Source organism: uncultured Piscinibacter sp. (assembly GCF_937952055.1).
Taxonomy (GTDB): Bacteria; Pseudomonadota; Gammaproteobacteria; order Burkholderiales; family Burkholderiaceae_C; genus Piscinibacter.
In genome coordinates this window covers 89,213-96,489 of record NZ_CALFYO010000016.1, presented here as the reverse complement: position 1 = coordinate 96,489, position 7,277 = coordinate 89,213, and the positions used below count along the sequence as shown (strand labels likewise).

Sequence of the window (7,277 nt, the reverse complement as noted above, 5' to 3'; positions counted from 1 at the left end):
GCACGATGAACAACTTCACCTTCGGCAACGCGCGCCACCAGTACTACGAGACGATCTCGGGCGGCAGTGGCGCGGGACCGGGCTTCGACGGCACGAGCGTAGTGCAGACGCACATGACCAACTCGCGCCTGACCGACCCCGAGGTGCTGGAATTCCGCTTTCCGGTGCGGCTGGACAGCTACGCGATCCGTGCCGGTTCGGGAGGGGCCGGCCGGTGGAAGGGCGGCAACGGCGGCACCCGCCGCGTGCGCTTCCTCGAAGCGATGACGGCATCGATCCTCTCCAACGGCCGCACGCACGGGGCCTTCGGCATGGCCGGCGGGCAGCCGGGGCAGCCGGGGGCGAACCGCGTCGAGCGTGCCGACGGCCGCATCGAGCGACTGGGCCACATCGGCTCGGTGCAGATGGAACCGGGCGACGTGTTCGTCATCGAGACGCCCGGCGGCGGCGGCTACGGCACGCCGGACTGATCCGCGCCGATGCTCCCGACGCTGCTGCTGAAACTGACGCTGGTGGCCGCGTCGGTGCTGCTGGCCTCGCTGGCGGCGAAGCGCTTCGGCCATGCGGTCGGCGGCACGCTCGCCGGGCTGCCGATGATCGCCGGGCCGATCATGGGATTCGTGCTGCTGCAGGCCAGCGTGCAGGACGTGCGGGACATCGCACTGGCAACGCTGGTGTGCCTGCCGGCGACGGTCGTGCATCTGCTCGTCTTCGCCTGGAGCGCGCTGCGCTGGCGCTGGCCGGTGTCCCTGCTGCTGGCCAACCTGGCCTTCTTCGCCGCCGGGGCGTTGCTTGCGCTGCTGCCGCTGCCGCCCGTGCTGGCGTGCGGGCTCGCGCTGGCGGCGCTGGCTCTCGGCGCCGCCGCCATGCCGCGTCTGCCGGTGCGGCCCGGTGCGGTGGCCATTCCGCGGCTGGAGCTCGTCTGCCGTGTGGCCGTGGCGGTGCTGGTGGCCTGGCTGATCATGCGCAGCGCCGGTGTGGCGCCCGCGGCGGTCAGTGGCCTGCTGCTGGCCGTGCCGATCGCCGGCAACGTGCTGCCCTGCTTCACGCTGCCGCAGCATGGTGCCGCGGCCACGGTGGCGTTGCTGCGCGGCTTCGTGCACGGGCTGACGGGTTTCGCGGCGTTCTTCGTCGTGCTCTGGCTCGGCCTCGGCCAGTGGCGCGAAGGCAGCGCCTATGCAGCGGCCTGGGTGGCGGCGCTCGTCGGCGCGAGCGGTCTGTCGGCCTGGCAGCAGCGCCGCATGGCGAGGGCGGCATGACGACGGCGTTGAGCATCGTCGTGCCGGTGCTCGACGAGTCCGGGGGGATCGCCGCCACGCTGCGCGCCCTGGCGCCGCTGCGCGCACGCGGTGCCGAGGTGATCGTCGTCGACGGCGGCAGCCGCGACGACACGGCGGCACTGGCGCGGCCGCTGGCCGACCGCGTCGTCGACGGCCCGCGCGGCCGCGCGCGGCAGATGAACGCCGGCGCGGCGCTGACGAACTCGCCGTGCCTGCTCTTCCTGCATGCCGACACCCGCCTGCCCGAAGGCGCCGACGCGGCGATCGCCGGCGCCCTGGCCACGCACGCGCAGGCCTGGGGCCGCTTCGACGTGATCATCGAGGGTCGCTCGCGCATGTTGCCGCTGATCGCCGCGCTGATGAATCGCCGTTCGCGCTGGAGCGGCATCGCCACCGGCGACCAGGCGATGTTCATGACCCGCGCCGCCTTCGATGCGGCCGGGGGTTTCCCCGATCAGCCCTTGATGGAAGACATCGAGCTGTCGATCCGACTCAGGCGCATGCGCCGCCCCATCTGCCTGCGCGAACGCGTGATCACCTCTGGCCGCCGCTGGGAGCAGCGCGGCGTGTGGCGCACCATCGTGCTGATGTGGCGGCTGCGCCTGCTCTACGCGCTCGGCGTCGGCGCCGATAGACTGGCCCGGTGGTACCGCTGAGTTCCGGCTGCGCCGTGATCGTGATGGCCAAGGCTCCAAGGGCGGGCCTGGCCAAGACGCGGCTGATCCCGGCGCTGGGCGCCGAGGGCGCGGCGGCGCTGGCGCAGCGGATGCTGCGGCACAGCGTCGCCGAAGCGCTCGCGGCCGACGTGGGGCCGGTGACGCTGTGCGCCGCGCCGGACCTGACGCATCCCGTCTTCCGCGAGCTCGGGCAGGATCCCCGCCTCACGCTGGCGGTGCAAGGCGAAGGCGACCTCGGGGCGCGCATGCTGCGTGCGCTGCAGCGCATGCTGGCTGGGCACGAGTGCGCCCTGCTCATCGGCACCGACGCGCCGGACCTCGACGCCGCCTGCCTGCGTGCCGCGCGTGCGGCGCTGGCCACACACGATGCCGTGCTCGTGCCGGCCCACGACGGCGGCTATGCGCTGATCGGCCTGCATCGCGCCGAGCCGCGCCTGTTCGAGGCCCTGCCCTGGAGCACGCCGCAGGTGCTGGCGCGCACGCGCGAGCGGATGCGCGAAGCCGGCCTGCGCTGCGCCGAGCTGGCGCCGCTGCACGACATCGACGAGCCGGGCGATCTGGTGCACCTCGCCGGCCGGGGCTGGCCGTGAGCTTGGCCGCCTCGCTGCGCACCGCATTGCGCGACGCCCGCTCGCCCTGGGCCGGGGCGACGCTGGAGGCGCTGCCCGACAGCGGCCTGGCCCACGCTCACTTCCGCCTGGCCGGCACGGGCGTGCTGGCGCGCCTGCCCAAGCAGAGCCAGATGGACCTGCGCGCCGCGGACAACCTGGCCTACCAGGCCGCGTGCTTCGAGCGCGCCTCGGCCAGTGGCCATGCGCCGCGGCTGCACGGCGTGCTGCCGCCGTCGCCGGCACTGCCGCGCGGCGCCTTGCTGGTCGAGGAGATCATCGGCCGGCCGGCACGGCTGCCCGGGGACCTGATGGCCATCGCCGATGCCCTGGCCGCCATCCACGCGCTGCCGCTGCCCGACGCAGGCACGCGTGCGCCGCTGCTCGACCCGCCCGATCCCCTCGCCCTGCTGCGCGACGAGATCGAGGCGCAGGCCGTGCACTTCGACGCCGCCGGCCTCGATGCGGCCAGCCGTCGCGCCATCGACGCGCAGCGCGCCGCGCTCGCGGCATGCTGCGCGCGCATCGAGCGGCCGCCGAAGCGGCTGATCGCCTTCGACGCCCACCCAGGCAACTTCCTGCTGCGCGAGGATGGCCGCGCCATGCTCGTCGACCTGGAGAAGGCGCGCTACAGCCTGCCGCCGCTGGATCTGGCGCATGCCAGCCTCTACACCTCGACCACCTGGGTCCTCGCCATCTCGGCCGTGCTCACGCCGGCGCAGGTGCGGGGTTTCCAGGCGCGCTGGCTGCAGCGCTGCGCGGGCGGCGACGCCTGGCGCGGCTGGCTGCTGCCGCTGCGCAGCGCGATGTGGCTGTGGTCGGTGAGCTGGTGCGCCAAGTGGCGCGTGCTGGCGTCGCGACCGGCGAGGCAGGGCAGCGACGGCGAGGACTGGTCGGCCGAGCGCAGCGAGGCGGTGCTGGTGGCCCATGTGCGCTCGCGTGTCGACGACTACCTGTCGGCGCAAGGCGTGCAGCGCGTCGTCGACGAGCTGGCAGCGCTCGCCGCGTAGACTCGCGCGTCCGTGCGAAGCACCAGGAGACCTGCGCTTGAAGTTCCAGATGGCCCCGAACTCGCTGTTCGCGATCCTGCTGCGTTCGCCGTGGTGGATCAGCGTGCTCCTCGCCGTGGTGCTCGGTGCGGTCGTCGCGGCGCTGCTGCCCGACCGCTGGCGGGTGGTCGGGGCGCTGTCCGGCTTTCCCTTCCTCGTCGTCGGCGTGGTGGCCTTCGTCAGGCAGTGGCGTCTGCCCAGCGCGGCGGCCGTGGCGCGCACGCAGTCGGCAGTCGCCGCCATGGGCTGGCCGGAGTTTTCCGCCTTGCTCGAGCAGGCCTTCGCGCGCGACGGCTACGCGGTGCAGCGGCGCAATCATGCCGCCTACGACTTCGAACTGGAACGCCAGGGACGGAAGATGCTCGTCAGCGCGCGCCGCTGGAAGTCGGCGCGCACCGGTCTCGAAGCGCTGCGCGCGCTGCAGGCGGCGCGCGAGGGGGCCGGCGTGCCCGATGCGCTGCACATCGGCCTGGGCGAACTGACCGAGAACGCCGTGCCCTATGCCGCCGAGCAGCGCATCGCGGTGTGGCAGGCGGCCGAACTGGCGCAGGCACTGCGCGGCATGCCACTGGCCAGGGGCTGAGGCCGAGCCTCAGCGCGCCTCGCTCGGCGCCCGGCTCAACTCGTTGTTCGCCTCCACCAGCGTGCGCAGCATGCGCATGAACTCGGCGCGCTCGGGCTTGGGCAGCGGCGCGAGGATGCGTTGCTGCGCCTTCTGCATGTCGGGCACCACCGCCGCGAGGAGCGCATGCCCCTCGTCGGTGAGCGTGAGCAGGCGCACGCGCCGGTCGGTCGGCGAGGCGCCGCGCACCAGCAGGCCCCGCGCCTCCAGTCGGTCGACCACGCCGGCAATGGTGGAGGTGTCCAGCCCGATGCTGCCGGCCAGCGTGCGCTGGTCGATGGCGGGGTGGTTGGCCACCGTCTGCAGGGCCGCGTACTGCACCGGCGTGATGCCGTGCGCCTCGGTTTCCTGCAGGAAGATGGCCACCGCGATCTGGTGCAGGCGCCGGATGTGGTGACCCGGCAGCACGTCGATGTCCACCGGCGGGGGGCTGTTCTTCTTCATGCCGCTCGAAGTTCCCAGAGAAGGCCACGACGGGCCGCAGGCCATGCTATCACTGCGCTGAGCCTGAGCAGGCTGACGCTCAGCATGCGAATCAAAGGGACCGCTGGCGGCCGGGCGCCTGGAGGTCCCTCAGCGCCCCGGCGACACTCGGCGCACGGCGCTCAGCGGGCCGGCAGGGCGCGAAAGAAGGCCCGGAAGATCGCGTCGCGCTGCACGGCGTGGGCCTCGCGCATCGGGTGCCGCGTCGCGTCGGCCTGCCAGCGCTTGTCGTCGCGCAGGCGGGGCGTGCGCACGACGCCGCTGGCAACCCAGTCCGGCTCGATCAGCCAGGCGATGTTGATGAGGTCCCAGATCACCCAGGAGTGCGCCTCGAAGCTGTCGATGCCCAGCAACTCCCACAGCGGGTTGTGGGTGTAGAGATCGAAGAGGTGGTCGCCGATGGCGCCCCGGCCCTTCACCCAGCGCTCCATCTCGGGCAGGGACAGGCGCAACTGCGCGCCGACGTGGAAGCCGGGCAGATAGACATGCGGCACACCGCTGTCGAGCAGCCACTGCGAGGCGAGCAGGTCCTGCTCGAGATTGAACGAGTGATTGGGGTGCGGCGCGTGCGACGGGTAGCCGCTGGTCCACACCACGACGATGCGCCCGGCGATGGCCGGTTCGAGCAGCAGCGCATTGGCCACGTTGGTGGCGCAGCCGATCGCCACGACATACAGCGGCTCGTCCTCGGGCGTGGCCAGGGCGGTGGCGATCAGGTGGTCGGTGGCCTCGCTGCGCTCGGGCGCGTCCAGCGAGTCCAGGTAGCGCGTGGAGCCGCGCCACAGGCGGCCACCGGGGTCGAGCCCGAGCGCTTCGAAGACCTGCACGATGGCGGCATGACTGCGCTCCATGCCGATGCCGGGCGGGTCGAACTGCCGGTGCTGCTGCAGGCGCAGTTGCGGCCGGCGGTGCGCGAACGAGTAGGGCGTGGCGTACACCGCCTCCACCTGCAGCCGCTCGGGCACGCGCAGCGCCCAGGCGATCGCGAACGGGTCGTCGATCTCGTTGGCGGCGTCGGAGTCGATGACCACGCGCACGCGGCCTGCCCGCGGTGCGAGTCGGGCGTGGTACCAGGCGTCGTGGCGCAGCATCGGCGTGGGCATGCGCAGATTCTGGTCGATGCGCCGGCCGGCGGGTGATGGCGCACGCCCTGCCGCAGCGCGAGGCTGCGCCCTTGTCGCTGAAAGATTCCGTGCCCGCCAGCCGACACAGGCCGATCGCCGCCGCAGCCGCGCACGTCCGCCGGGCCGAGCACGGGCCGATACACTGCGGCGCACCCGCCACACGACCGTCTCCAGCCGATGCCTCAGCCGATCTCCCGCCGCCGCCTGCTCGCCGCCACGGCCCTCGCACCCTGGCTGCCTGCCGCCGCGGCGGCCGACCCGGCAGCCTGGGCGCGCCTCGAGCGCGCCGCGCGCGGGCAGACGGTCTACTTCAATGCCTGGGCCGGCAGCGAGCGCGTCAACGCCTACCTGCAGTGGGCGGCTGGCGAGGTGGACACGCGCTTCGGCGTGAAGCTCGAGCATGTGAAGCTCGGCGATACCGCCGAACTGGTCAAGCGCGTGCGGGCCGAGAAGCAGGCCGGCCGCACCCGGGACGGCAGCGCCGACATGGGCTGGATCAATGGCGAGAACTTCCTCGCCATGAAGCGCGAGGGCCTGCTGTTCGGACCGTTCGCGGAGGCGCTGCCGAACTTCGCGCTGGTCGATGTGATCGGCAAGCCGACCACGCGCATCGACTTCTCCGAGCCGGTCGAAGGTTACGAAGCCGCCTGGGGCATGGCGCAGTTCACCTTCTATGGCGACGGCAAGCGCGTGCCGCAGCCGCCGCAGAGCCTGGGCGAACTGATCGGCTTCGCACAGCGCCATCCCGGCCGCTTCACCTACCCCAAGCCGCCCAATTTCCACGGCACCACTTTCCTCAAGCAGGTGCTGCTGGAGGCTGCCGCCGACCCTCAGCCTTTCCAGGCGCGCGCGCCGGCCGACACGGCGGCACTGCTCGCGCCGCTGTGGCGCACGCTCGACACCCTGCACCCGCTGCTGTGGCGCCAGGGCCGGCAGTTCCCGGCGAACAACGCGGCGATGCGGCAGATGCTCGCCGATGGCGAGCTCTACATCACGCTGACCTTCAATCCCAACGAGGCAGCCAACGAGATCGCTGCCCGGCGGCTGCCCGACAGCGTGGTGAGCTGGCAGCATCGCGGCGGCACGATCGGCAACACGCACTTCCTCGCCATCCCGTTCAACGCGCGGGCGAAGGAGGGCGCGCAGGTGGTGATCAACTTCCTGCAGTCGCCGCTGGCGCAGTCGCGCAAGGCCGACATCCGCCACTGGGGCGATCCGACGGTGCTCGCGCAGGACAAGCTCTCCGCCGACGAGCGCGCGCTGTTCGCTCATGGCACAGCGCCCGGCGCGGTGCTGCAGTCCGCGCCGGTGCTTCCCGAGCCCCACGCGAGCTGGGTCGAGGTGATCGAGCGCGAATGGGCGCGTCGCTACGGGCAGTGAGCGCCGCACCGCCGCTGCGCCGGCGTTCGCGCCCTCGCGGGGCCCGGAGGGCGT

The 7,277-nt window shown here is 72.8% G+C and carries 9 protein-coding genes; 7 read left to right on the top strand and 2 right to left on the bottom strand.

Translation table 11 applies throughout. The annotated features are described in order from the left end of the window. The 6 genes from Q0599_RS06625 to Q0599_RS06600 all read left to right on the top strand — a co-directional run. Positions 1 to 470: hydantoinase B/oxoprolinase family protein (locus Q0599_RS06625; RefSeq protein WP_298827398.1), on the top strand; the 470-nt coding region annotated here is incomplete at its 5' end. A gap of 9 nt (positions 471 to 479) precedes the next feature. Next, positions 480 to 1,259 (top strand): hypothetical protein, encoded by a 780-nt coding sequence (locus Q0599_RS06620; protein WP_298827396.1) that lies wholly within the window; start codon positions 480 to 482, stop codon positions 1,257 to 1,259. Further along, positions 1,256 to 1,936, top strand: a complete 681-nt coding sequence (locus Q0599_RS06615) for a TIGR04283 family arsenosugar biosynthesis glycosyltransferase (protein ID WP_298827393.1) — start codon at positions 1,256 to 1,258, stop codon at positions 1,934 to 1,936. Before Q0599_RS06620 ends, Q0599_RS06615 begins: the two co-directional genes overlap by 4 nt. Next, positions 1,924 to 2,547 (top strand): TIGR04282 family arsenosugar biosynthesis glycosyltransferase, encoded by a 624-nt coding sequence (locus tag Q0599_RS06610; protein ID WP_298827390.1) that lies wholly within the window; start codon positions 1,924 to 1,926, stop codon positions 2,545 to 2,547. The genes Q0599_RS06615 and Q0599_RS06610 overlap by 13 nt, the downstream gene beginning before the upstream one ends. Then, a complete protein-coding gene (locus Q0599_RS06605) occupies positions 2,544 to 3,575 on the top strand; it encodes a hypothetical protein (protein WP_298827387.1) in 1,032 nt (343 codons plus the stop codon). The genes Q0599_RS06610 and Q0599_RS06605 overlap by 4 nt, the downstream gene beginning before the upstream one ends. Positions 3,576 to 3,612: 37 nt before the next feature. Beyond that, positions 3,613 to 4,197: a restriction endonuclease gene (locus tag Q0599_RS06600; protein ID WP_298827384.1), complete on the top strand. Its 585-nt coding sequence runs from the start codon at positions 3,613 to 3,615 to the stop codon at positions 4,195 to 4,197. A 9-nt stretch (positions 4,198 to 4,206) separates the two neighbouring features. On the opposite strand, the gene Q0599_RS06595 is transcribed toward Q0599_RS06600, so the two are convergent. Continuing rightward, entirely contained in the window at positions 4,207 to 4,680 is a 474-nt protein-coding gene (locus Q0599_RS06595; protein ID WP_298827382.1) for a MarR family winged helix-turn-helix transcriptional regulator, read from the bottom strand. A gap of 161 nt (positions 4,681 to 4,841) precedes the next feature. Further along, positions 4,842 to 5,822, bottom strand: coding sequence for a nucleoside hydrolase (locus Q0599_RS06590; RefSeq protein ID WP_298827379.1), 981 nt, complete (start codon positions 5,820 to 5,822; stop codon positions 4,842 to 4,844). Positions 5,823 to 6,020: 198 nt separating this feature from the next. Here Q0599_RS06590 and Q0599_RS06585 point away from each other — a divergent pair, with 198 nt between their 5' ends. Beyond that, positions 6,021 to 7,223, top strand: coding sequence for an ABC transporter substrate-binding protein (locus Q0599_RS06585; RefSeq protein WP_298827376.1), 1,203 nt, complete (start codon positions 6,021 to 6,023; stop codon positions 7,221 to 7,223). Positions 7,224 to 7,277 lie beyond the last annotated feature (54 nt).

Excerpts from the sequence above, each read along its gene's own strand:
- Q0599_RS06585 (WP_298827376.1), top strand. The coding sequence starts at position 6,021 with ATGCCTCAGCCGATCTCCCGCCGCCGCCTGCTCGCCGCCACGGCCCTC.
- Q0599_RS06620 (WP_298827396.1), top strand. The coding sequence starts at position 480 with ATGCTCCCGACGCTGCTGCTGAAACTGACGCTGGTGGCCGCGTCGGTG.
- Q0599_RS06615 (WP_298827393.1), top strand. The coding sequence starts at position 1,256 with ATGACGACGGCGTTGAGCATCGTCGTGCCGGTGCTCGACGAGTCCGGG.
- Q0599_RS06595 (WP_298827382.1), bottom strand. The coding sequence starts at position 4,680 with ATGAAGAAGAACAGCCCCCCGCCGGTGGACATCGACGTGCTGCCGGGT.
- Q0599_RS06590 (WP_298827379.1), bottom strand. The coding sequence starts at position 5,822 with ATGCCCACGCCGATGCTGCGCCACGACGCCTGGTACCACGCCCGACTC.